The sequence below is a fragment of the Candidatus Arthromitus sp. SFB-mouse-NL genome, assembly GCF_000709435.1.
Taxonomy (GTDB): domain Bacteria; phylum Bacillota; class Clostridia; order Clostridiales; family Clostridiaceae; genus Dwaynesavagella.
On record NZ_CP008713.1, the window covers coordinates 1,499,848 to 1,525,988 of the forward strand.

At 29.0% G+C, this 26,141-nt stretch carries 25 protein-coding genes; 1 reads left to right on the plus strand and 24 read right to left on the minus strand.

From position 1 onward, the window contains the following. Positions 1-94: 94 nt before the first annotated feature. The 24 genes from rpoC to SFBMNL_RS07290 all read right to left on the minus strand — a co-directional run bounded on the left by rpoC (position 95) and on the right by SFBMNL_RS07290 (position 25,095). Positions 95-3,655 (minus strand): DNA-directed RNA polymerase subunit beta', encoded by a 3,561-nt coding sequence (gene rpoC, locus SFBMNL_RS07175; protein ID WP_042295038.1) that lies wholly within the window; start codon positions 3,653-3,655, stop codon positions 95-97. A gap of 18 nt (positions 3,656-3,673) precedes the next feature. After that, the gene (rpoB, locus tag SFBMNL_RS07180) at positions 3,674-7,375 is read right to left on the minus strand and encodes a DNA-directed RNA polymerase subunit beta (protein WP_042295039.1); all 3,702 of its coding nucleotides are present in this window, start codon (positions 7,373-7,375) and stop codon (positions 3,674-3,676) included. A gap of 299 nt (positions 7,376-7,674) precedes the next feature. After that, a complete protein-coding gene (gene rplL / locus SFBMNL_RS07185; protein ID WP_005805127.1) occupies positions 7,675-8,034 on the minus strand; it encodes a 50S ribosomal protein L7/L12 in 360 nt (119 codons plus the stop codon). Between the two features lie 24 nt (positions 8,035-8,058). Continuing rightward, complete coding sequence (gene rplJ, locus SFBMNL_RS07190; protein ID WP_005805126.1) at positions 8,059-8,556, minus strand: 50S ribosomal protein L10; 498 nt, start codon at positions 8,554-8,556, stop codon at positions 8,059-8,061. A 162-nt stretch (positions 8,557-8,718) separates the two neighbouring features. Then, positions 8,719-9,405, minus strand: a complete 687-nt coding sequence (gene rplA, locus SFBMNL_RS07195; RefSeq protein ID WP_042295042.1) for a 50S ribosomal protein L1 — start codon at positions 9,403-9,405, stop codon at positions 8,719-8,721. A 19-nt stretch (positions 9,406-9,424) separates the two neighbouring features. Further along, a complete protein-coding gene (gene rplK / locus SFBMNL_RS07200) occupies positions 9,425-9,853 on the minus strand; it encodes a 50S ribosomal protein L11 (RefSeq protein WP_005805123.1) in 429 nt (142 codons plus the stop codon). Between the two features lie 26 nt (positions 9,854-9,879). Beyond that, positions 9,880-10,404: a transcription termination/antitermination protein NusG gene (nusG, locus tag SFBMNL_RS07205; protein ID WP_005805121.1), complete on the minus strand. Its 525-nt coding sequence runs from the start codon at positions 10,402-10,404 to the stop codon at positions 9,880-9,882. 21 nt (positions 10,405-10,425) lie between these two features. Next, positions 10,426-10,620: a preprotein translocase subunit SecE gene (gene secE / locus SFBMNL_RS07210; protein WP_005805119.1), complete on the minus strand. Its 195-nt coding sequence runs from the start codon at positions 10,618-10,620 to the stop codon at positions 10,426-10,428. Between the two features lie 20 nt (positions 10,621-10,640). Next, on the minus strand, positions 10,641-10,790 hold the full coding sequence (rpmG, locus tag SFBMNL_RS07215) for a 50S ribosomal protein L33 (RefSeq protein ID WP_005805117.1): 150 nt from the start codon (positions 10,788-10,790) through the stop codon (positions 10,641-10,643). 105 nt (positions 10,791-10,895) lie between these two features. After that, entirely contained in the window at positions 10,896-12,089 is a 1,194-nt protein-coding gene (gene tuf / locus SFBMNL_RS07220; RefSeq protein WP_042295036.1) for an elongation factor Tu, read from the minus strand. Positions 12,090-12,251: 162 nt separating this feature from the next. Beyond that, the gene (gene sigH, locus SFBMNL_RS07225) at positions 12,252-12,893 is read right to left on the minus strand and encodes an RNA polymerase sporulation sigma factor SigH (RefSeq protein WP_042295045.1); all 642 of its coding nucleotides are present in this window, start codon (positions 12,891-12,893) and stop codon (positions 12,252-12,254) included. Positions 12,894-12,909: 16 nt separating this feature from the next. Beyond that, a complete protein-coding gene (locus SFBMNL_RS07230; protein ID WP_242838752.1) occupies positions 12,910-13,461 on the minus strand; it encodes an NYN domain-containing protein in 552 nt (183 codons plus the stop codon). Next, the gene (rlmB, locus tag SFBMNL_RS07235) at positions 13,430-14,170 is read right to left on the minus strand and encodes a 23S rRNA (guanosine(2251)-2'-O)-methyltransferase RlmB (protein ID WP_005805113.1); all 741 of its coding nucleotides are present in this window, start codon (positions 14,168-14,170) and stop codon (positions 13,430-13,432) included. The genes SFBMNL_RS07230 and rlmB overlap by 32 nt, the downstream gene beginning before the upstream one ends. 14 nt (positions 14,171-14,184) lie before the next feature. Further along, positions 14,185-14,598: a Mini-ribonuclease 3 gene (locus SFBMNL_RS07240; RefSeq protein WP_005805112.1), complete on the minus strand. Its 414-nt coding sequence runs from the start codon at positions 14,596-14,598 to the stop codon at positions 14,185-14,187. Positions 14,599-14,626: 28 nt separating this feature from the next. Then, on the minus strand, positions 14,627-16,051 hold the full coding sequence (cysS, locus tag SFBMNL_RS07245) for a cysteine--tRNA ligase (RefSeq protein ID WP_042295047.1): 1,425 nt from the start codon (positions 16,049-16,051) through the stop codon (positions 14,627-14,629). Between the two features lie 12 nt (positions 16,052-16,063). Beyond that, entirely contained in the window at positions 16,064-16,747 is a 684-nt protein-coding gene (gene ispD / locus SFBMNL_RS07250) for a 2-C-methyl-D-erythritol 4-phosphate cytidylyltransferase (RefSeq protein WP_005805109.1), read from the minus strand. Positions 16,748-16,866: 119 nt separating this feature from the next. Then, on the minus strand, positions 16,867-19,305 hold the full coding sequence (locus tag SFBMNL_RS07255) for an ATP-dependent Clp protease ATP-binding subunit (RefSeq protein ID WP_042295049.1): 2,439 nt from the start codon (positions 19,303-19,305) through the stop codon (positions 16,867-16,869). Between the two features lie 16 nt (positions 19,306-19,321). Continuing rightward, on the minus strand, positions 19,322-20,356 hold the full coding sequence (locus SFBMNL_RS07260) for a protein arginine kinase (protein WP_042295051.1): 1,035 nt from the start codon (positions 20,354-20,356) through the stop codon (positions 19,322-19,324). Continuing rightward, positions 20,357-20,890: a UvrB/UvrC motif-containing protein gene (locus SFBMNL_RS07265; protein ID WP_042295053.1), complete on the minus strand. Its 534-nt coding sequence runs from the start codon at positions 20,888-20,890 to the stop codon at positions 20,357-20,359. Between the two features lie 130 nt (positions 20,891-21,020). Beyond that, positions 21,021-21,194, minus strand: a complete 174-nt coding sequence (locus tag SFBMNL_RS07270) for a 4Fe-4S binding protein (RefSeq protein WP_005805105.1) — start codon at positions 21,192-21,194, stop codon at positions 21,021-21,023. Positions 21,195-21,303: 109 nt separating this feature from the next. After that, the gene (locus tag SFBMNL_RS07275) at positions 21,304-22,173 is read right to left on the minus strand and encodes a PSP1 domain-containing protein (RefSeq protein WP_005805104.1); all 870 of its coding nucleotides are present in this window, start codon (positions 22,171-22,173) and stop codon (positions 21,304-21,306) included. After that, on the minus strand, positions 22,173-22,991 hold the full coding sequence (locus tag SFBMNL_RS07280) for a DNA polymerase III subunit delta' (RefSeq protein WP_042295055.1): 819 nt from the start codon (positions 22,989-22,991) through the stop codon (positions 22,173-22,175). Before SFBMNL_RS07280 ends, SFBMNL_RS07275 begins: the two co-directional genes overlap by 1 nt. A gap of 5 nt (positions 22,992-22,996) precedes the next feature. Continuing rightward, positions 22,997-23,644: a dTMP kinase gene (locus tag SFBMNL_RS07285; protein WP_042295057.1), complete on the minus strand. Its 648-nt coding sequence runs from the start codon at positions 23,642-23,644 to the stop codon at positions 22,997-22,999. After that, positions 23,641-25,095: an aminotransferase class I/II-fold pyridoxal phosphate-dependent enzyme gene (locus SFBMNL_RS07290; protein ID WP_005805101.1), complete on the minus strand. Its 1,455-nt coding sequence runs from the start codon at positions 25,093-25,095 to the stop codon at positions 23,641-23,643. Before SFBMNL_RS07290 ends, SFBMNL_RS07285 begins: the two co-directional genes overlap by 4 nt. Before the next feature lie 79 nt (positions 25,096-25,174). Between SFBMNL_RS07290 and SFBMNL_RS07295 the strand changes: the two genes are divergently transcribed. After that, positions 25,175-26,107 carry a magnesium transporter CorA family protein gene (locus SFBMNL_RS07295; protein WP_042295060.1) on the plus strand — a complete coding sequence of 311 codons (933 nt, stop codon included), beginning with the start codon at positions 25,175-25,177 and terminating at the stop codon, positions 26,105-26,107. The last annotated feature ends 34 nt before the right edge of the window (positions 26,108-26,141 follow it).

Genomic DNA, 26,141 nt, shown 5'->3' on the forward strand with positions numbered 1-26,141 from the left:
GAACAAAATAAATAAAACTTTTTACCAAATGAATTAATTATTAACTTAAGTATTTTAACACCCTAGACATATTAAGTCAATACATACAGGAATATCAAGCCATAGTGTATTCAAGATTATCATCATTCCCATAATTTATTTTCATAGATCTATAATGATTCATTCCTGTTCCTGCAGGTATTAATTTACCTATTATTACATTTTCCTTTAATCCTATCAAGGGATCTATCTTTCCTTTTATTGCAGCATCAGTTAATACTTTTGTGGTTTCTTGAAATGATGCTGCTGATAAGAAAGATTCAGTAGATAAAGATGCTTTTGTTATTCCAAGCAAAACCCTCTCACATTCAGCCTCATTAAGTCCATCATCTTTAACTCGTTTATTTTCATCATTAAAATATGATATATCAACAATAGAATTCGGAAGTATTTCTGTATCACCTGCCTCCACAACTCTAACTTTTCTAGTCATCTGCTTTATTATGACCTCAAGATGTTTATCATTTATGTCAACACCCTGTAATCTATAAACTTTTTGAACCTCAGATAATAAATATTCCCTAACAGCATCTATTCCTTTTATTCTTAATATATCTTGTGGATTTATAGATCCCTCAGTAATTATAGAACCTGCTTCTATACGCATACCATTTTCAACCTTCACCCTAGATCCAAAAGGTATATCGTACTCCCTAAATTCTCCCTCATTAGATACAATCTTAACAAGTCTCTTTTTCTTAGTATTTTCAAACTCTACAATGCCATCTATTTCCGAAACTATAGCAAGCCCCTTCGGTTTTCTTGCTTCAAATAATTCTTCAACTCTAGGTAACCCTTGAGTTATATCCGCACCGACAACTCCTCCTGTATGGAATGTCCTCATTGTAAGCTGTGTACCAGGCTCACCTATAGATTGAGCAGCAATTATCCCAACCGATTCTCCTATGCTTATCTCTCTTGCAGTTGCCATATTCATGCCATAACACTTAGCACAAACACCAATTCTAGAATCACAAGTAAATACACTTCTTATTTTGACCTTCAATATTTTTTCACTTTCTTCTCTATCAGTATCTTCATTAATATCAGCTATAATTTTAGCCATACTATTAGTTATATATTGGTCTCTTTTAATTAAAATCCTATTACTTTTAGGATCTATTATATCCTCAGCTACATATCTCCCTATAAGTCTCTCACTTAAACTTTCAACAATAGAATTATCATCCTTAATCTCACTTACATAAATTCCATCAACACTCCCACAATCTTCACTTCTTATTATAACATCTTGACTTACATCGACTAATCTCCTTGTTAAATATCCAGAATCCGCTGTTTTCAAAGCTGTATCAGCATTCCCTTTTCTAGCCCCATGCGTTGATGTAAAATACTCTAAAACATCAAGTCCCTCTCTAAAAGAAGCCTTAATTGGGAGCTCTATTATTTTACCCGATGGATTACTCATAAGCCCTCTCATTCCAGCAAGTTGTTTTATCTGACTTTTAGATCCTCTAGCTCCTGAATCTGCCATCATCGATATAGGATTAAATTTATCCATACTATTCATAAGCACATCTGCTATTTTATCGGTTGTGCTATTCCAAATCTCTATAACTGAATTATATCTCTCATCTTCAGTCATCAATCCACGTCTAAACTTTTTACTCACTGTATCAACTTTTTCTTCTGATTCCCTAATTATATTTTCCTTTTCTTTAGGAACTATCATATCAGATGCAGCAACTGTTATTGCCCCTATAGTAGAATAATGATATCCCTTAGTTTTAATTTGATCAAGCATAGATGCGGTTTCAGATGGACCATGTTTTAAATAACATCTATCTACTATTTCTGTTAACTTACCTTTATTAACAAGAAAATCTATTTCAAACTCAAATAAATTTTCTTCCTTTTCCCTATCGACAAAACCCAGATCTTGAGGTATAGATTCATTAAATATAATTTTACCTACAGTTGTTTCTATTAATTTAGATTTTTTTTCACCATTTATCTCTTTCTCAACCCTTAGTTTTATCTTTTCATGTATATTTAAATACCCCAATTCAAAGGCCATTATAGCTTCTTCAGAATTCGAATAACTCTTTATATCCCTATCATTAAATAAAGGGTTATCCATAGTTAAATAATATGATCCTAATATCATATCTTGAGACGGAACACATACTGGTTTACCATCAGAAGGTTTCAATATATTAACAGCTGCTAACATTAAAAATCGAGCTTCAGCTTGTGCCTCCATAGATAAAGGTACATGAACAGCCATCTGATCTCCATCAAAATCCGCATTATAAGCCGTACAAACGAGTGGGTGCAATTTTATTGCCCTACCCTCAACTAAAACTGGTTGAAATGCTTGAATTCCCAATCTATGTAGTGTTGGTGCTCTGTTTAATAACACTGGATGATCAGTTATAACTTCCTCTAATATATCCCAAACTTGATTCATATTTTTTTCAACCATTCTTTTTGCTGCTTTAATATTATGAGCAATACCTGAATCTACTAATTTCTTCATCACAAATGGCTTAAAAAGTTCCAAGGCCATCTCTTTAGGTAATCCACATTGATACAATTTCAACTCTGGACCAACAACTATTACAGACCTTCCAGAATAATCGACACGTTTACCTAAAAGATTCTGTCTAAACCTTCCCTGCTTTCCTTTAAGCATATCTGATAAAGATTTAAGCGGCCTATTCCCAGGTCCAGTTACAGGTCTACCTCTCCTACCATTATCTATTAAAGCATCAACAGATTCTTGAAGCATCCTCTTCTCATTTCTTACTATTATATCTGGTGCTTTTAAATCCAATAATTTTTTTAACCTATTATTTCTATTTATAACTCTTCTATATAAATCATTTAAATCTGATGTGGCAAACCTTCCACCGTCTAACATTACCATAGGTCTAAGTTCAGGAGGTATAACTGGTATAACGTCTATTATCATCCACTCCGGTTTATTATTAGATTTCCTAAAAGACTCAACTACTTCAAGTCTCCTAATAACTCTAGCCTTCTTTTGACCAGTACTATTTTTCAATTCTTCCTTAAGTTTATTTGATAAACTATCTAAATCTAAATCCATAAGAAGTTGTTTTATTGCCTCTGCTCCCATGCCAACCTCAAATGAACCTTCCCCAAACTTCTCACTATATTCCCTAAAATCTTTCTCTGATAATATTTGCCCTTTTTGTAGTAAAGTAACTTCCTTCGGATCTAATACAACATACGATGCAAAATAAAGTATTTTTTCTAAAACCCTTGCCTGCATTTCAAGTAACAAAGCCATTTTTGATGGAGTACCCTTAAAATACCATATATGTGATACAGATGTTGCTAATTCAATGTGACCCATTCTTTCACGCCTAACCTTTGATTTAGTAACCTCCACACCACATCTATCACAAACAATACCCTTATACCTAACTCTCTTATACTTTCCACAGTGACATTCCCAATCTTTAGTAGGTCCAAATATTCTCTCACAAAAAAGACCATCTCTTTCTGGTTTTAAAGTCCTATAATTTATAGTCTCGGGTTTTTTAACCTCTCCCCTAGACCACTCTCTAATTTGCTCAGGAGATGCTAAACCTATTCTTATGGCATCAAAATTATTCAACTCAACCACTAATAAATCCACTCCTTCCTAATAGTCATTATCAGAAATGAATTCTTCGGCATTCATAATATCTTCTGTTAATAACACATCATCAAATTCATCTTCATCTTCATCTTCATGATAATCAGAAATTTCTGACTCAGGCGGCAACTCTCTAGCATCATCATATTTAATAGAATCTTCAAAAGATACATCTATATCATTCATTTCATCTTCTAGAGTCTCTTTAATTTCTATTTCTTCATAATTTTCATTCAAGACTTTTATATTCAAACATAAAGCTTGTAATTCCTTTATTAAAACCTTAAATGATTCTGGTACACCCGGCTCGGGTATATTTTCACCCTTAACAATTGCTTCATATGTCTTAACCCTACCAACAATATCATCAGATTTAACAGTAAGTATCTCTTGTAACATATGAGCTGCACCATATGCCTCTAATGCCCAAACTTCCATCTCCCCAAATCTTTGTCCTCCAAATTGTGCCTTACCTCCAAGCGGCTGCTGAGTTACTAGAGAATATGGTCCCGTAGATCTTGCATGTATCTTATCATCAACTAAATGAGCTAACTTTAATATATACATATAGCCAACAGTAACACGATTATCAAATGGTTCGCCAGTTCTTCCATCATAAAGTGTTAACTTACCATCCCTATCAAATCCAGCATTCTCTAAACATTCTTCAATTTCCTCTTTCGTAGCCCCATTAAATACAGGTGTTGCAACATGCCATCCTTGAGCACTCGCAGCAAGCCCCAAATGAACTTCTAAAACTTGACCTATATTCATACGGCTAGGCACTCCAAGTGGATTTAAACAAATTTGAAGTGGCGTTCCATCAGGTAAAAACGGCATATCTTCTTCTGGTAAAACCCTGGAAATGACTCCCTTATTTCCGTGACGCCCCGCCATTTTATCACCAACTGATATTTTTCTCTTCTGAGCTATATAACATCTAACTAATTGATTAACTCCTGGAGGTAATTCATCACCATTTTCACGAGTAAATATTTTTACATCAACTATTATTCCTTGCTCACCATGAGGAACTTTTAAAGAAGTATCTCTAACCTCCCTAGCTTTCTCGCCAAAAATAGCACGTAAAAGTCTTTCTTCCGCAGTAAGTTCAGTTTCACCCTTAGGTGTTACCTTACCTACAAGAATATCACCTGTCCTAACCTCTGCTCCTATCTTTATTATACCATTTGAATCTAAATCTTTTATAGCGTCTTCACCCACATTAGGTATATCACGAGTTATTTCTTCCGGACCCAACTTTGTATCGCGTGAATCACATTCATATTCTTCTATATGTATAGATGTAAATACATCATCTCTAACAAGCTGTTCAGATATGAGCATTGCATCTTCATAATTGTATCCTTCCCAAGTTATAAAACCTATCTTTATATTTTTACCTAAAGCAATTTCTCCAAGATCTGTAGACGGTCCATCTGCTAAAACAGTTCCTTCTTCTACAAAATCCCCCCTATTAACAATAGGTTTCTGATTAATACATGTACCTTGATTAGATCTCTTAAACTTAAGAAGCTTATATGTATCTATTTTATTATCCAGCTCCCTCCTTACTCTTATTTCTTGAGCACTTACATAGCATACCATTCCAGCTTTCTTAGCTTTAACTAAAACACCCGAATCTATAGCAGCCTTATATTCTATTCCAGTCCCAACTATCGGTGCACTAGCCTTAAGTAATGGAACAGCTTGACGTTGCATATTAGATCCCATAAGTGCTCTAGTGGCATCATCATTTTCTAAAAAAGGAATCATGGAAGTTGCAACAGATACAATTTGTCTTGGAGATATATCTAGATAATCAACCTTATCTGATGATACTAAAAGCATACCCTCTTTACTTCTAACAACGATCCTAGAATTTAGAAATTCTCCTTCACTGGAAATAAGCTCATTAGATTGAGCTATCAAATATTGATCTTCTTCATCAGCTGTCATATATATAATTTCATTTGTAACCTTACCAGTATCCTTATCAACTTTCCTATAAGGAGTTTCTATAAATCCATAATTATTAACCTTAGCATAAGTTGCAAGTGAATTTATAAGCCCTATATTAGGTCCCTCAGGAGTCTCTATAGGACACATTCTCCCATAATGCGAATTATGAACATCCCTTACTTCGAACCCAGCTCTATCTCTAGATAATCCTCCAGGACCTAGAGCAGATAACCTCCTTTTATTAGTAAGTTCAGATAACGGATTAGTTTGATCCATAAATTGCGATAGCTGCGAACTCCCAAAAAATTCTTTAACAGCAGCTGCAACAGGTCTAATATTAATAAGATTTTGGGGAGTTATCATTTCAGGTTCGATAGACATCATTCTTTCTTTTATATTTCTTTCCATTCTGACCAAACCAACTCTAAATTGATTTTGCAAAAGTTCTCCAACAGATCTAAGTCTTCTATTTCCTAAATGATCTATATCATCTTCATATCCAATACCATTATTAAGTCCGAGTATATAACTTATAATCGAAAAAATATCATCTGTGGTTATATACTTTGGTATTAAATCATGTATATTCTTAATTAATTCTTTCTTAATTTCATCACTTGAGGAACAATTATCAAGTACAGATCTAAGAACAGGATAATAAACGTAATCATTAATGCCAACGTCACTCAAATCAAAATCTACAAATTCTTTTATATTAACCCAATTATTCCCAACAACCTTAACACACTTATCATTTATTAATAAATCCATAAAATTTATACCTGAATTTTGAATTCTATAACTACTCTCTGCAGTTATTTTTTCTCCTTTTTCAACTAATATTTCCCCTGTTATAGGATCAAAAACATCGTTAAATGCGATATGATTGACAATCCTATTCCTCAATGATAATTTTTTATTAAACTTGTATCTACCAACTTTTGATAAATCATATTTCTTAGGATCAAAAAAATATTGATCTATTAAATTTTTAGCACTTTCAGGTGTAGCTGGTTCTGATGGTTTTAACTTGTCATATATTTTTATAAGGGCCTGTTCCTGATTTTCAGAATCATCCTTATTTAAAGTATTTTGCAAACGTTCATCATTACCAAAATAATTTATAATATCTTCAGAAGATGATATACCCAGAGCCTTTATAAACCAAGTTACATATAACTTTTTTTGTTTATCAATTCTAACATACAACACCTCATTAGAATCAGTTTCATATTCAAGCCAAGCACCTCGATTGGGTATAACACTCGATGAAAATAATTTTTTACCATTTTTATCAACTTCATAATTATAGTATACTCCTGGAGATCTGACTAATTGACTAACTATTACACGTTCAGCTCCATTAATAATAAAAGTTCCTTGAGGCGTCATTCTTGGCAAATCTCCCATAAAAACTTCTTGTTCTTTAAGCTCCCCAGTATCTAAATTTTGTAACCTAACCTTAACCTTCAATGGAGCGGCATATATAGCATCTCTTTCTTTACATTCTTCCATGTTGTATTTAGTAGAAGCAATATCTAATTTAAAATCAATAAATTCTAATATATGTTTACCATTGAAACTTTTTATAGGATTTACATCCGCAAAAACTTCTAATAATCCTTCTTTCAAAAACCATTCATAAGAATTTAACTGAACCTCTATAAGATTCGGCATATCAATTATATCTTTAACTTTGCCGAAACTCATTCTAGTTCTTTTACCTACCTTAAGAGGATATATCATGAATTTCACTCCTTATTTTCAAGTAAAATCACGTAAATTTATTTTAAATTACAAACACTTACACTTAACAAATTTCTATAGTACTATATAAAAAATAATAAAAATATATCTTTATTAATATTTCTACCAACTTTAAATATAAATTTACACATAAAATAATAATAAAACATATAAAATCAGACATTTATATACATTTTAAGATAGTACCACATATATCTCACTTAGTCAACCAAACAAAATCAATAACATATGAAATTAGGAGAGGGCGAAAACACCCTCTCCTAATTTCAATAATATCATTATTTCAATTCAACAGTAGCTCCAACTTCATCTAGTTGTGACTTAATTTTCTCAGCTTCATCCTTAGAAACAGCTTCTTTTAACGTTTTTGGAGCTCCATCAACTATCTCTTTAGCCTCTTTAAGACCAAGTCCACATATTTCTTTCACAACCTTCACAACTTTCAATTTTTCAGATCCAGCATTAGAAAGTACAACATCAAATTCTGTCTTTTCCTCAGACGAATCAGCAACACTAGTTCCTACTATTACAGGAGCAGAAGCACTAACACCAAACTCTTCTTCACACATTTTTACTAAATCATTTAAATCTAACACGCTCATATTTTTTATTGCTTCAATTATCTGTTCTTTATCCATAAATATCATTCCTCCTAAAATAAATCAATTTTCACTATCTTTTTTATCTTTTATAGCATTAAATACGTATACAAAATTTAAAACTGGCGATTTTATACTGCCAAGTAATTTTGATATGAGTATCTCCTTTGAAGGTATATTAGCAAGTTTCTGAAGCTTTTCTTTATCATAGTATTCACTTTCAACTACACCAACTTTAAAAGAAAATTTTTCCAATTTTTCAGAAAACTCACTCAAAATTTTAGCCGGTGCTATGATATCTCCATAACTAAATGCTATAGATGTAGTTCCTTCCAAATGTTCCAATAAAAAATCATACCCTAATTCTTCAGCTACAATTTTGACTAATCTATTTTTATATACCTTATATTCAAGATCTAAATCTCTCATTTTTTTTCTTAATTTAGTATCTTGCTCCACATTTATTCCTTGATAATTTACTAAAATTATAGACTTAGCTCTTTGAAATTTTTCCCTAATTTCACTTACTTTTTCAACTTTCTTTAACATATTTTTTGTCAAGTTAATCACACCCCCTTATATAAAAATAAAGCTCCTCTAAATTATTTAAGAGAAACCTTTGCAATCAAAATCATATAAATGCAATAACATAAATACAAACTTTCTCCTAAATAGGCGCATAAACATTATCCAATTTTTAAAACTAGACCTATTATCTCTGGATTAACTTATTTTTGAAATATTTATTCTTAACGCAGGACTCATAGTGCTACAAACTGATATGCTTTTTATATACTGCCCCTTAGTTGAAACTGGTTTAGATTTTATTATAGCTGACATTATAGTATTAAAATTTTCTAGTAAAGATTCAACAGAAAAAGTTTTTTTACCAATACCAACATGTATTATAGCTGTTTTATCTATCCTATATTCTACTTTACCTGCTTTTATTTCCGAAACAGTCTTACTAATATCAAAAGTTACTGTTCCAGATTTAGGATTTGGCATTAATCCTTTTGGACCTAACAATTTTCCAATCCGTCCAACTACACCCATCATATCTGGAGTAGCAACTATTATATCAAAATCAAACCAATTTTCATTTTGTATCTTATTAACTAATTCATGATCTCCAACATAATCAGCTCCAGCATCTACAGCTTCTTTCGCCTTATCTCCCTTAGCAAAAACTAATATCTTTACATCCTTCCCTGTCCCATTAGGTAACAATACTGTACCTCTAACTTGCTGATCTGCATGTCTAGGATCGACTCCTAATTTTACATGTAATTCCACCGTTTCGTTAAATTTAGCTTTAGATATCTTAGATAAAACCTCAAAAGCTTCTTTTGGATTATAAAAATTATTTCTATCAATCAATTTTATACTTTCTAAATAATTCTTACCCATGCTATACACCTCCCTCTAACTAATTATTTTCTACCTCTATACCCATGCTCCTAGCAGTACCACATATCATATCCATAGCTGAATCAATATTAGATGCATTTAAGTCATCGAATTTCAACTCAGCAATCTCCCTAACTTTATTAATACTAATCTTTCCAATTTTAGATTTATTAGGCTCTGAAGAACCCTTCTCAAGACCTAGAGCTTTCATAAGCAACACAGCTGCAGGGGGGGTCTTCATTATAAAACTAAACGATTTATCTTGATACACAGAAATAACTACTGGTATTATCAGTCCAGATTTATCTGCAGTCTTAGCATTAAACTCTTTACAAAATGCCATTATATTAACACCATGCTGACCCAAAGCAGGACCCACAGGTGGTGCTGGAGTTGCTTTTCCTGCAGGTAATTGTAATTTTATCATACCTACTATTTTTTTAGCCATAATTCACCTCTCCTATAATTATAGTTTCATAATCTATCTAATTGACAAAAATCTATCTCCACAATATTATTGCCAATAACATCTATACTTGCTTTTATTCTTTTATTTTTATTATCAACTTCCCTTATTACAACATATTTACCTTTTAAAATTCCAGATTTAATTTTAACACTATTCCCAACCTTATATAAATCATCCTGATTTTCAGCTACATACGATTCTATAAATCTTATTTCTTCTTGATCTAACGGAACAGCTTCCTTGCCTGTAGGTCCTACAAATCCTGTAACTCCTCTTATATTGCGCACTCTATACCACATTTCATCACTCATTATCATTTTTACAAATACATATCCTGGATAAACTTTTTTAGACACTTTTTTAATCTTATTACCACTTTTTTCTATAGTTTCATGTGTTGGCACAACTATTTCTAATATATAATCATGTAAACTATTGCTTTCAATCAATTTCTCCAAGCTATTTTTAACCTTATTTTCATATCCTGAATAAGTATGTAAAACGTACCAATTGGATAATACAGTGCTCATAGATATTCTCCTTAAAATTTATCACTTAAACAATAAATCAAAAACTTTCTTCAATATTAAATCAAAAAAACCTATATAAACTATATACAAGAAAACAAATATCAAAACAATACCAGTGGTACTTTTGAATTCCTTAGATTTAGGCCAAGTAATAATTTTAAATTCATTAACAATTCCAGAAAATAAATTCTCTTTTTTGTTTTTTCTATTACTCAACTAAAACCCTCCCTACACTTCTATTTTGTTTCCTTATGAAATACGTACTCTTTACAAAACTTACAATATTTTTTCAATTCTATCCTCTCAGGATCATTTTTTTTATTCTTAACCGTATTATAATTTCGTTGCCTACACACGCTACAAGCTAGTATTACATTAATCCTCATTAAATACGCACCCCCAAACTTCAACTGTAGTTTAAAGTATCATATATAATTTTATTTGTCAATAAGATCGTGAGTAAATATCTACTCACGATCTCAAAAATAAAACTATTTATTTATTTTTGAAACAACCCCAGATCCTACTGTTCTTCCACCTTCTCTTATGGCAAACCTTAATCCCTCATCCATAGCTATCGGAGTTATCAATTCAACCTCCATATCTATATGATCTCCTGGCATAACCATCTCTTTTCCTTCTGGTAATTTTATATTACCTGTAACATCTGTCGTTCTAAAATAAAATTGTGGTCTATATCCATCAAAAAATGGCTTATGTCTACCACCCTCTTCTTTCTTAAGAACATATACTTGACCTATAAAATTTGTATGTGGATTTACTGTCCCAGGTTTAGCTAATACCTGACCTCTCTCTATGTCAGACCTCTGAATCCCCCTTAACAACGCACCTATATTATCTCCTGCTTGAGCTTCATCTAATAATTTCCTAAACATTTCTATCCCAGTAATTACTGTCTTGCTCTTTTCTTCTTTCAATCCTATTATTTCTACTTCCTCTTGCACCTTCAATACACCAGTCTCTACTCTTCCAGTAGCTACTGTTCCTCTTCCTGTTATAGTAAACACATCCTCAACCGGCATTAAAAAAGGCTTATCCGTAGCTCTCTCAGGCGTAGGAATATAGCTATCTACGGCATCCATTAACTCCATTATACAAGCTGTAGCATCCATATCAGTAGGATTCTCTAACGCCTTTAATGCTGATCCCTTTATAATAGGTGTATCATCCCCAGGAAATTTATACTCATTTAATAAATCCCTTACTTCCATCTCTACTAATTCCAATAACTCTTCATCATCAACCATATCAGCTTTATTTAAAAACACTACTATATAATCAACTCCTACTCTAGAAGCCAACAATATATGTTCTCTTGTCTGTGGCATAGGTCCATCAGCTGCAGATACAACCAATATCGCACCATCCATTTGAGCAGCTCCAGTTATCATATTCTTAACATAATCAGCATGCCCCGGACAATCAACATGTGCATAATGCCTTCCATCCGTCTCATACTCAACATGCGCTGTATTTATCGTTATACCTCTCTCTTTCTCCTCCGGAGCCTTATCTATCTCGTCATATTTAAATGCTTCAGCATATCCTTTGTTTGCTAATACTGTCGTTATAGCCGCTGTCAATGTAGTCTTACCATGATCAACATGTCCTATCGTCCCTATATTAACATGCGGTTTATTCCTCTCAAATTTAGCTTTTGACATCTCTATAAATACCTCCATCTATTTAGGACTCATTAGTAGAATTTATGCAATAATATTAAAAATCGCAATATATCACTAAATTACATGAATATTACTTAAATAAATTTTAATCTATTTAAAAATAAGTGTCAACACACTTAATCTTTATATTAATTAATTTATTTAATCTTTATTAAAGCATTTTATTAATTTCCTCTTTATTCGTTGTATTGCGTTATCTATAGATTTAGGTTGTCGATCCAATAAATATGCAATTTGCTGATAACTCCTACCTATAATGTAATAATGTAAAACTACCTTTTCATATTTAGATAAATTCCTTAAAACATGTGTTTCTATCTCACTTATTTGTTCCTTATCAACAAATAAATCCTCTGGATCAGATATTTTTAATGATTCAGTAATATCTAATAATGTTTTATCAGATTCATCATCATAAATAGGTTTATTTAAAGATATATATGTATTCAGTGGTATATGTTTTTGCCTAGTGGCAGTTTTTATAGCTGTAATAATTTGTCTAGTTATACAAAGTTCGGCAAAGCATTTAAAACTAGATAATTTATCACTATTATAATCTCTAATAGCTTTATATAATCCGATTAATCCCTCTTGATATATATCTTCCTTATCTGCCCCTATAAGGAAGTAAGATTTTGATTTCAACTGTATAAATTTCTTATATTTATTAATAAGTATCTCTATCGCCTTACTATCACCTTGCTTAGCTTTATCTAAAATAAATTCCTCTTCTATATCATAATTACCATTCAAACCATCTATATCAAACGAGCTATTAATCATCTATTCACCTCTTAAGTCACTTAATCCTTCTCATATTTTCTAATTTTTGTAAAATATTATCATCTAAATTATCAATAAGTAAAAAACCTGAGTTTTTATGATTATTTTTAGTTATTTGCTTATTTATTTTTTTATCAATTCTATATACATCATTGTAAAACTCTAAACAAGACATTCTATAAGCACCTCTCTGAAAAATAATTTGCTGTTCCATATAGTCCGAGGTAACTACTATAATTTCTACTTTTTGGGCCATCTTATGTGCTATTCTCTCTATATAAGTATCTGCAAATTCATCTTTATTAGTATATATTATACTTAAATTATCAGATATATCTATCTTTCTCTCATTTGTAGAATCAGAATTATAAGCATCAAATATTAAAAACACTCTGTATCCATTAAATAGAGCATAGCTTTCTACCATACTAATAAGTTTTTCTCTAACTATGCTAAAATCTAAATCCCTACTATTTTTAAAATTCGGCCATGAATTTATAACATTGTATGCATCAACAAAAATAATTTTCACCGTATCAATACCTGCTTTGAATATTTTTAATTTCATACATTATAATACCTGCCGCTACAGAAACATTAAAAGAATCAATATTCCCGTACATCGGTATTTTAATTTTAATATCGCAGTGATTTAATAAATCTTCACCTATTCCCATTTCCTCATTTCCAATAATTAAAATTAATGGAAAATTATAATTTATATCACATAAACTTGATGTAGAATCTAAACTTGTTGCAACAATTTTAAATCCCATATTTTTAAATTTAGATAAGACATTAATAATATTATTAATCCTACAAATATTTAAATATGCTAATGATCCCATAGATGCCTTCCAAACAGTACTATTTATCCCACAGCTTCTTTTTTGAGGTATAATTACATTCTTTATTCCCATAATTTCTGCAGTTCTCAATATAGATCCTAAGTTTCTTGGATCTTGTATACTATCTAAAATTAACACAATATCATTACTATTAGTATCGATATTATCTATAATCTCGTTAATCTTAAAATATTTATATTCAGATATTTTAATCGCAATTCCTTGATGTACCCCATAATCACATAGAACATCCATATCACTATTATAAATCTCTTTTATATTTATACATTTTTTTTTAGCATACTCCAATATACCTAAAATTTTATCCTTCTTCACATTCTTACTTATATATATGCTCTCCACCTTAATTTTACTATTCAAAACTTCTTGTACAACTCTTCTTCCATAAATAATACTCTCTTTTCCCAAAATTAACCTTCTCCTTAAATTAGTTTAAATATTTCATTAAATATAAAATCCAATCTTTTAAAATTTCCAATCATGTATAAATAACCTATAACACTTTCCAATCCAGTTGCTATTTTATAATTTCCAATACCACAATTTTTAGGAATAGTTTTAATTCTACTATTCCTCCCTCTCTTAAAATAGTAAATCTCATTTTCTTTAAATATATCCTTTATTTTATAATAAATATTAGTTTGAAATTTAGCATTTACATATTTTATAACCTCTAAATGTAATTTATTAGAATCTATATGGCCAAATCTTTTTATAATATAATTCCTAAAATACATTTCATACACGCAATCACCAATATATGCCACACTCAATATATTAAAATATTTCATCTTATCTTCATCATATACATATATACCTAATATACTCCAATCCATTAATACCCCACATTTACATAAAAATAACTTATAATAAAACTGTATATATCAAATTATTATCATTTGTATCTAAAATTCTTGTTCCACCTTTTATATCTTCCAATATATACCCCTTTTTTTCTAATTCAGACCTTATTAGATCTGATTTATCAAATTGCCTTTTTTGTTTAAATTCAAGCCTCTGTATTACCATATCCTTTATATCATCTTCTAAATTTTTACAATCAACATTATTATCACCATATTCTAAACCAAAAATATCAAAAAAATTTTTAAAAATTTTAATACTTTCCATTACTTCTAATCTATTAAAACTATTTGCAAACCTATTAATATATTTAATAAATTCAAAAATTACTGATATTGCATCTGAAGTATTAAAATCATCCTCCATTTTATTTATAAATTTAGCATAATATTTTTTGATCTCATCTAAGTAATTATCACTATCAGCATTATTACAAGATTTAATATTTATCAAATTAACATATGATTTTTTTATCCTAGCTAATGATTTTTTAGCAGATTCCATATGTAAATTACTAAACGAAATATTATTTCTATAATGAACTGACAACAAAAAAAATCTTATAACGTTAGGATTATAAACATTTAAAACTTCTCTAACTGTTAAAAAATTACCTAATGATTTAGACATTTTCTCATTATTCATATTCAGAAAAGAACAATGCATCCAATAATTAGCCAATTTTTTATTTCCCAATGCTTCAATTTGTGCTATTTCATTTTCATGATGTGGAAATATTAAATCCATACCTCCACCATGTATATCAATAGTATTGCCATCAAAATATTTATATATCATAGAACAACATTCTGTGTGCCAACCAGGCCTTCCTACACCCCAAGGAGAATTGTATCCAGGCTCTTCCCCCTTATTTTTCTTCCATAATATAAAATCTAACGCATCTTTTTTATTTTCATTTATTTTTATTCTAGATCCAGATTTTAATGTATTTAAATCTTGCCCAAATAATTTTCCGTAACTTCTAAATTCCCTAATAGAAAAATAAACATTTCCATCTATTTCATAAGCAAATCTATTGTCCATTAGCTCTGATATCAATTCAATTATTTCATTTAAGTAATCAGTTGCTCTAGGATTTTGAGTTGCTCTTTTTATATTTAAACTATCGGAATCAATATAATACTCCTCTATATATTTATCAGAAATTTCATATATAGTCTTATTTTCTTGTAAAGATTTATTTATTATTTTATCATCTATATCAGTAAAATTTTGTATGAAATTTACTGAGTATCCCTTGTATTCAAGATAACGTCTAACACAATCAAAAAATATAAATGTTCTAGCATTGCCTATATGAAATAAATCGTAAACAGTAGGTCCACAAACATACATATTTATAATATCTTTATTGATTGGTTTGAACTCTTCCTTAGATCTAGTTAATGTATTAAATATTTTCATTATATAACTCTCCTAAAATACTTTCTGAATCGATTCTCCAATATAAATATCTTCTCGACTTGTTATTTTAATATTAAATCTATTTCCTAAATAAAAATATGTCCTTTCTCCAATTAGATCTAGAGCACTACTCTCATCATTTATAATTATTCCATGTTGCTTTACATACTTATACGCAGAAACCAACTTACTTTTCTCAAAGCACTGAGGTGTTTGAATTACCAATAAATTTTCCCTATTCAAAGTTTTAATTTCACCATTATAATTAATTTTTATTGTATCATTAGAAGTTATATAACATGATGCGGCACCATATTCATACGCATATTTAATTGCATCATCTATACATTCTTTAGTTAAAAATGGTCTGGCAGCATCATGTATTAAAACGTACTTGCCTTTAACGATATTCAATGCGTTATACACAGAATCTTGCCTATTATCACCACCAACTACTATTGTTATTTTATTACTGTCAAAAAACCATTTATCAATTATATTTTTTTGGCAATATTCTACATAAATATCTTCTAAAACTAAATATATATTCTCTATACCCTCATTATTTAAAATACTATTTAAAGAATAATATAATATAGGTTTATCATTAATTTCCATAAATTGTTTACTTATTCCCGAATTCATACGTCTCGACCTACCAGCTGCCAAAAGTATACAATCAGATTTTTTATACATTTAACCAATCTCCAAAAGTTAATATTTAAATTAATATTTAAGTTTATTATAATCATATTTCCCACTAATTGGCAATTTTTTTTAAAATAATTAAAGATATAGTTAAAACAACTATATCTTTATGTATTTTTTATATAACAAATCTTATCATCCTTTAATATAACTTCCACACTATCATTAGCCTTAATGTTCCCTAATAATATTTGATCAGATAAACTATCCTCAATATACTTAGTTATTGACCTTCTCAATGGTCTAGCTCCATATTTTTCACTTGAGCTATTCTCAAGTATATAATTTTTAACATCATCATTAAAATTAATTATTATATTCTGATTTAATACTCTTGATTTAAAATCATCTAACATCTTATCCAATATTTTTACAAGACTCTTTTTATCTAATGGCTTAAATACTATTATATCATCTAATCTATTTAAAAACTCAGGTCTAAAACTTTTCTTGAGCTCACTCAAAACATTATCCTTAATTTTATTATAAACTTCTTCATCACCATTCTTATGATTAACAAATCCCAAAGATGAATCTTTATTAATAATATTTGCACCTATATTTGAAGTTAATATTATTATTGTATTTTTAAAACTAATTTTTTTGCCATTCGAATCAGTTAAATGACCATCTTCTAAAATTTGCAACATTATATTAAATATATCTGGATGAGCCTTCTCTATTTCATCAAATAATATAATAGAATATGGAGATCTTCTTACCTTTTCCGTTAATTGTCCTCCTTCTTGAAATCCAACATATCCCGGAGGTGATCCTATAATTTTTGATACTGTATGCTTTTCCATAAATTCAGACATATCAAATCTTATAATATTATCCTCACTCCCAAAAACAGCATCTGCTAAAGCCTTACACAACTCAGTTTTACCAACTCCAGTAGGGCCTAAAAATATAAATGATCCAATAGGTCTTTTAGGATCCTTCAATCCAACACGTCCACGTTTAACAGCTCTGGCAACAGATATAACAGCTTCATTTTGATCTATAACTCTACTCCTCAATATATCATCTAATTTTAATAATTTCTCGGACTCTGTCTGTGTTAATTTCTCAACAGGTATTTTAGTCCAACTAGCTACAACAGATGCCAATTCTTGCTCAGTAAGTATAAATTCCTTATCATATTTTTCAACTTTCCACTTCTCTTTTGAATTTTCTAATCTTTCTTTAAGCTTCTGTTCTTTATCTCTAAGAGATGCGGCTTTTTCAAAATCTTCCAAAGTTATTGCTTCTTGTTTCTCCTTACCAACTTTTGCTATCTCTTCCTCTATTTCCTTAACTTCAATAGGAACCGTCAAATTTCTAACTCTTATTTTAGCTGATGCCTCATCTATTAAATCTATAGCTTTATCTGGTAAATATCTATCTGGAATAAATCTAACTGATAAACTAACTGCAAATTTTATAGCTTCATCAGTGATTTTAACTTTATGATGCGTTTCATATTTATCTCTTATACCCATCAATATATCTATAGTTTCATTTTCATTAGGTTCTCCAACAAATATAGGCTGAAATCTCCGCTCAAGAGCCGTATCTTTTTCTATATACTTTCTATACTCATCAATAGTTGTAGCCCCTATACATTGTATTTCACCTCTAGCCAAAGCAGGTTTCAATATATTAGATGCGTCTATTGCCCCCTCAGCTCCACCTGCACCAATTATAGTATGTATCTCATCTATAAATAAAATTATATTCCTAGACCTCTTTATCTCTTCCATTATTTTTTTTAATCTTTCTTCAAACTCACCCCTATATTTTGTTCCTGCAATTAAAGACGATAAATCTAAAGTTATAACACGTTTATTTTTTAATATTTCCGGAATATTGCCTTCTATTATTTTCTGTGCCAAACCCTCAATAATAGCAGTTTTACCCACACCAGGATCACCTATCAAGCATGGATTATTTTTTATTCTTCGACATAATATTTCAAGAACCCTCTGTGTTTCTGTATCTCTTCCGATAACAGGATCCAATTTGCCTTCATTAGCCAGTTTAGTAAGATCTCTACCATGCTGATCTAACACAGGAGTCGGTAGATTTTTAAGTTGTTGCTCTTTTTCATGTGGATTTTGTACATCAATTGTAACATTTAATGCATTTATAGTTTGATTCCATATTTTTACTACAGATACACCTTTTTTATCCAATATCTTATACGCAACTCCATCAGGTTCATTTATGATAGCCAATAATATATGCTCAGGTGATACGTGGTTATGACCCAGTTTCTTAGCCTCATCTATGCTGCTTTCTATAACTTTTTTAGTTCTAGGTGTCAATGGTATTTCACTATTCTTTATCTCTATCTCTCCTGGAGACAATATAGTTCTAATTTCTTTAAAAATATCATCATAATATACATCAAATGAATTCAGTATCTTCTGTGCAGGACCATCTTCTCTTAATAATCCTAATAATATATGCTCTGTTCCTATAAAACCATGTCCTAATTTTAATGCATCATCACCAGAATAACTAATAACTTTTCTAGCCCTTTCAGTCAATTTTTCAAACATCAAACTACCACCTTTCTTAATTTTTATCTATTATCTCTATATTCTTAATGGAATTCCTCAAAAATTTAGCTCTCTCAATATCTCTTTCCTTAGAATTCATCTTATTATTTACATCAGATTGTAAAGATGCTGGTTGACAACCTATCAGTATCTTATTCATACAAATATTAGAGCTTAATAAGCCTTCTTCAATGCCAAATCTTATATACGATAAATATTCCAAAGCTTCCTTAGATGTTATAGAATAACAATTACCCAATATACCAACACTCCTAAATATTTTATCCTTTATCTCAATTCCGAAATCATTAAATAATGACTTTCTAACGTTACATTCTTTATCTACTAATTCATTCACTATGGCATGTAAATTATTCAATATATCTTTCTCGCTCACACCTAACGTTATCTGATTAGATACCTGATAGATATTCCCATCTATCTTGCTACCCTCCCCATAAAGTCCTCTTATAGTCATACCAATTTGAGTTAAAGCCTTATACACTTTTGATATTTGATCAGTCATAGAAAGTGCAGGTAAATGCATCATAACTGATGCTCTCATCCCAGTTCCTAAATTAGTAGGACATGTGGTTAAATATCCTATCTTTTCACTAAAAGCATAATCTAGCTTTTCCTCTATAAAATCATCCAATTTCATAGCTTCATCAAATGCCTCTTTAAGATTATATCCAGAATTAAAAAACTGCATTCTTAAATGATCTTCCTCATTAGCCATTATACTAATAGTCTGATCTTCATTTATAAAACAAGCACTCTTAGTAGAAAATTTAATTAAATCATTACTTATCAAATGTTTCTCCAATAACACATTATTATCTATATAGTCTTGGTCATTCAATTTTATTTTCTTAAAACTATATTCATAACCAGATAATCCTCTTTCAATTTTATCTATCACAGCAATTGCATTATCATCATCTAATTTATGAGGAAAATTTATGCCTTTTAAATTTCTAGCTAATCTAATCCTACTGCTCAAGATAAAATTATTACAACTGTCCGATGAATTAATCCAATTAGTTAACATCTAATCTTCCTCCTTAATTTTACTTTCTATACTCCTTATACTATCCCTTAATTCTGCTGCTTTCTCATATTCTTCCGATAAAATAGCCTTTTGTAATTTATCTTTTAAAATAATCAATTCCCTTTTAATAATTACATCATATCCACATCTAGAAGGTATTTTCCCTATGTGTTCTGAATTTTTTTGAACTCTTTTTATAAAAATAGTCAGTATTTTTATAAACTGATTATAGCATTCATCACATCCTAACAAACCACTATTTTTAAACTCAGCATAAGTTGTACCGCAATTCATACATTTAGAATCATTTATTTTTATTACTGATGATTGCTGATTATTATTAAAATACTCTAACAATCCTCCCAAAATATTTAAAGAAAATGCATCTTCAACATTTACCATATAATTTAAATTAAACTCTCCAAGCTCCTTTGCACATTTCTCACATATATTTAGTTCCTTTTTTATCCCATCAAAAACCTTAATTATGTGGACATTTGCTTTATACTTATTACACCTCTCACATCTATCCAAAATATCACCTCTAAAATATACTATTACTCTTATTCTTATATTATCAATATATATATCTATTTAAACATATTTTAACATAATTACTAACTTTAAAAAAATAACAGAGGGCAAATTTCCTCTGTTACCTTAACTATTCTTGGCTTATAGCACTAACAGGACATACACCTGCACAAGTTCCACAATCTATACATTCTTCTGGATTTATCTTATATCTCCCATCATGCTTTTGAGATATACACATAACAGGACAATCTGCTGCACAAGTTCCACATCCTATACACTCATCACTAATATTAAAAGCCATCAAAAATACCTCCAAAAATTATATATAATAAATTTAAATTTATCCATATATAATCTATAATACTATATTTTAATTACTAATAAAATATTTTTTGATCAATTTTAAACTTTTATAGAATATCATTTATAAAATAATTCGTATTGTTATCATTATCCCTGCTATTTTTAAAAATACACTCTTTTATATCACTAATATCTATATCTCTCACAATCTCTTCATCCTGATCAACAATAATCTTAACTTTAATTCTTTCTTTCAATATACTTAATCCTATAACTTCAGCTCTACCAAAACTAGTATCAACTATACTGCCAATCTTAGGCATATTCTTCTTTATATCATCATATGTATCCTGCTCATACTTTAAACAGCACATTAATCTACCACACATACCAGATATTTTACTTGGATTTAATGATAATTCTTGTTCTTTTGCCATTTTTATAGATACAGATGTAAAATCACCAAGAAAGGTCGAACAACATAATGTCCTTCCACAAGTACCTATCCCACCAACACTTTTAGCTTCATCTCTTACACCAATTTGTCTCAATTCTATTCTAACCTTAAAAATTGAAGCAAGAATTTTAACTAAATCTCTAAAATCAACCCTACCTTCTGCAATAAAATAAAAAATTATTTTATTATTATCAAAAGTGTACTCAACTTCAATTAGATTCATTTTTAAATTAAGTTCTCTTATTTTATCATTTGCTATACTAAAAGCTTCCTTTTCCTTCCTTTTATTTTCATAATAAATGCTCTCGTCTTCTCTTGTCGCAATTCTTATACATTTTTTTAAAGGATTGTTTAAATCCTCATCATTAACATACTTCATTCCTATAACACACTTACTATACTCAATACCTCTCGATGTTTCAACAATAACATTATCTCCAACTTTTACCTCAAATTCCTCACATGAAAAATAATATATCTTACCAACATCTTTAAATCTAGCTCCTATTACGCATCTCATCAGTCTCCTCCAATCCTAAATATAAATAACCTAAGACTTAATCCAAAATTAATATTTAAATTAACCCTAGATTTAAATTTCTCTAACTCAAAAATACTTTTATCTATATTAAAATACTTTAACAAATTACCTAACTCTAAAATATATCCTAAAAATTTATCATTAGAAATTATATCAGTATCTTTCATTTTAATATATATAAATAAATCCCTAATAAATATATACATCATATCCGTTATTAAATCCAATTTATTTTTATATGCAACTAAACTATTAATATTTTCGCTGAAATTATTAAACTTAAACATTCTAAAATTAATTAATGAATTTATTAATAATTCATATATTTTTTCAGAATCTTCTCCACCATATATACGTCCAAAATTATTCTCGCTAGATTTTAAAATTGAATTGAAATTAATAACTATGCACCTAGATATTATTGTATCCAAAATTTTATTAATATCATTAAGAATCAATACTATAAATACATTTTTACTTTGATCTTCCAGTGTTTTTAAAATAGCATTCTGAGCTTCCACACTCATTCTCTCAGAATTACTTATTAAGACTACTTTATTTTTATGATAAATAGACTTTTTAATCACCTCAGATTTAATAAACCTAATATCATTTATAGTAATAGATTTAATGTTATTTCCCAAAAATATTATACTGTCCATAATATTTGTTTTACTTCCAATAACCCTATATGCAAATTCCAAGGAAAATTTATTTATTAACTCTATATCATCACCAAAAAAAATATATGATTGTGATAATCCTAAGTTATTAAAAATTTCATCTAATATCTTCATAATATTCAACCTTTATATCCAATTTTATTCAGAATCTTACTGTATATCTTTTCATTTATACTTTGTATTGAAAATAAACTTTTCCCATCATCACATTCTATATTAATAAAATCATACATACTACATACATACTGAGAAGTTTTATAACACTTAATTATAAAATCATAATCTTTCTCATAAATATCTTTATTATTTCTCTTCTTTATCATATCTAAATTTATATCCAATGATAAATTCATAAAAAACGTCATATTTTCTTTAGGTAAACCACATATATCATATTCAAATTCTAACACCCATTTAAAAAACTTGTCTCTATCATCTTCATTATCTATAAGACTTCCTTGATATATTAAGTTTGAATATATATATCTATCACATAATATAAAATACCCTTCATCTATGTATCTACTCATTTCCCTCTTATATACCCCAAATCTATCTAATCCAAAAAATGTAGAAATTAAATATGGATTCAAATTATTCCCAAAATCACCATTTAAATACTCTTTAACAAACAAAGAATACTTATTACAATAATTTGGAAATTCTATTCTTATAGTTTTTAATCCTATATCATTTAATCTCTTCTCTATTAATTTTGTTTGGGTCTCTTTACCACTACCATCTAATCCCTCAAACACTATTATCATTGCTTAATATTCTCCTCTAATACTTTTAAATATTTCCCATCAAATACACCATTTACTCTACAGTTTAATTTTAAATACTCAAAAATAACTTCCATATGTTTACTTTCTATATATTCACCTCTTACAATTATAGGAGTACCTGGGGGATATAAAAATATATCATTAAATGCTACCTTTCCAACACATTTTTCTATTTCTAAAAATTCATAAGGTTTATGTAGTATTTCATAAGGCTCAAATACCTTTATGATATCTAAATCATAAATCTTAGGAAATATTTCAAATATATTATTTATATACTCATTTCCCTTAAACTCATTGATACTATAATATAATTTTTGAAAATCATTCTTTTTACTACAATAAGTTGGTATTAATACAATACCATTAAAATACGTCATCTCACACACAATCTTTTTCTTTAATAGATAATTGTATAAATCGTTAGAAGACATATTCCCATATTTAAACTTTAAACATAATCTTGAATCATCATACAGAAAATTACTATTACTTCTATTAATTATACAATTATTATCTATTCCTATTATCTCACAATCCACTAATAATTCTCTAAAATTATCACACTCATCGACATAACTATATCCTATATTTTTATATTTTACACAATCATCTAAACCTTTTTCTAAAGACATTAATATAAGATATGATGGACTAGTAGTGGTAAATATACAAAAATATTCATCTACCTTACTTATTAGATCACTCTTATTAACATGCAAATACGCTCCCTGTGTAAGAGATGCAAGAGTCTTGTGTGCACTCATAACACTAATATCACAAAATTTGTTTACACAATCAATCTTTTTATTAAAAGCCTTTATATGTGCACCATGTGCACCATCTATCAATAGTAAAATATTTCTCTTTTTTAAATAAGAATAAATTCCTTTTTGATCCACATATATCCCATAATAATTTGGATTTGTTAAAACAACACCTCTTACATTCTTATTATTTTCAATGATATTAACTATATCACTAAAAATAATATCCTTCTCATTATAATCTATAAATGAGAATTTGTCTGGCATTAATAAATCTACGTTATATTTATCTCTATTTACATATAAAACTTTAAGCTTTCTTAAAATAAGAGCATTTATAACGCTTTTATGACATCCTCGTTCAACTAAAATCGTATCTCCTTCATCAAAACAGCTAAAAAACATAATATGTATTCCACTTGTTGACCCATTTACTAAATAATAAGATTTCTTACTCTCATAAAATTTACTCAAATTATTTAACGAATCATTTATACATTCATATGGATTATGCAGATTATCAAGCCCCTCAATCTCCGTTAAATCATATTTAAATAAATTTTCTGTGTAATTATATCCATTCCCTTGTTTATGTCCAGGTGTAGTAAAAAATGAATATTCTTCACCCAAATATCTTTCTATAGATTTAATTAGTTCTCCCACATAATTCTCCTATTTTAAAAATTATTATTATTTGATATACTTCTCTATATCTTAAATTTTTTATTCTAGGGGATTTTAAATGATTTGTATATATAAAACTTCAAACAATATTCTTGAAAGAATCGATAATATTGAATCTGGTTGCTGGATAAATATCGTTCAACCATCCGAACAAGAACTTCTATTCATATCAAAAAAAACAGATATATCTCTTGATCTCTTAAACGCAGCACTTGATGAAGAAGAAACTTCAAGGATAGATGTTGAGCTATCAAATATTTTAATAATAGTAGATGTACCATTTACTAGCATAGAAGAAAATTCATTAACATATGGTACATATCCTCTAGGCATAATTTCAAACGATAATTACATAATCACTATATCTATTAAAAAAAATAAGGTTATATCTGATTTCATAGATGGTAAAATTAAGAATTTTTACACAAATAAGCGCCCTAGATTCACACTTCAAATATTAAATAAAATAACAACTTATTTCCTCCTCTATCTAAGACAAATTGATAAGAAAAGCCAACTTATTCATAACAAAATACATAAATCAATGAAAAACAAAGAACTCATGCAATTATTATCATTAGAAAAATCTCTTGTATATTTTTCAACATCTCTAAAATCTAATGAAATGACCTTAGAAAAATTGCTTAAATACGATTTTATACAGAAATATGAAGAGGATAAACACCTACTCGAAGATGTTATTATTGATAACAAACAAGCCATTGAAATGGCTCATATATATGCAAGTGTCCTATCAAGTCTTCTTGAATTCTTCGCTGCACTTATATCTAACAATTTAAATATGGTTATGAAATTTCTTGCTTCTATGACTATAGTTATATCAGTTCCATCTATAATTTTTACCATGTGGGGATCAAATGTACCCCTCCCTTTTGCAAACAATCCATTTGGATTCTTAATACTTTTACTTATAGCTCTACTATTATCTTCAATAATTGCCATTATTCTCTATAAAAAAGGCATGTTTTAGTATTTAATTAAATATATCTATTAATAAATTTCAG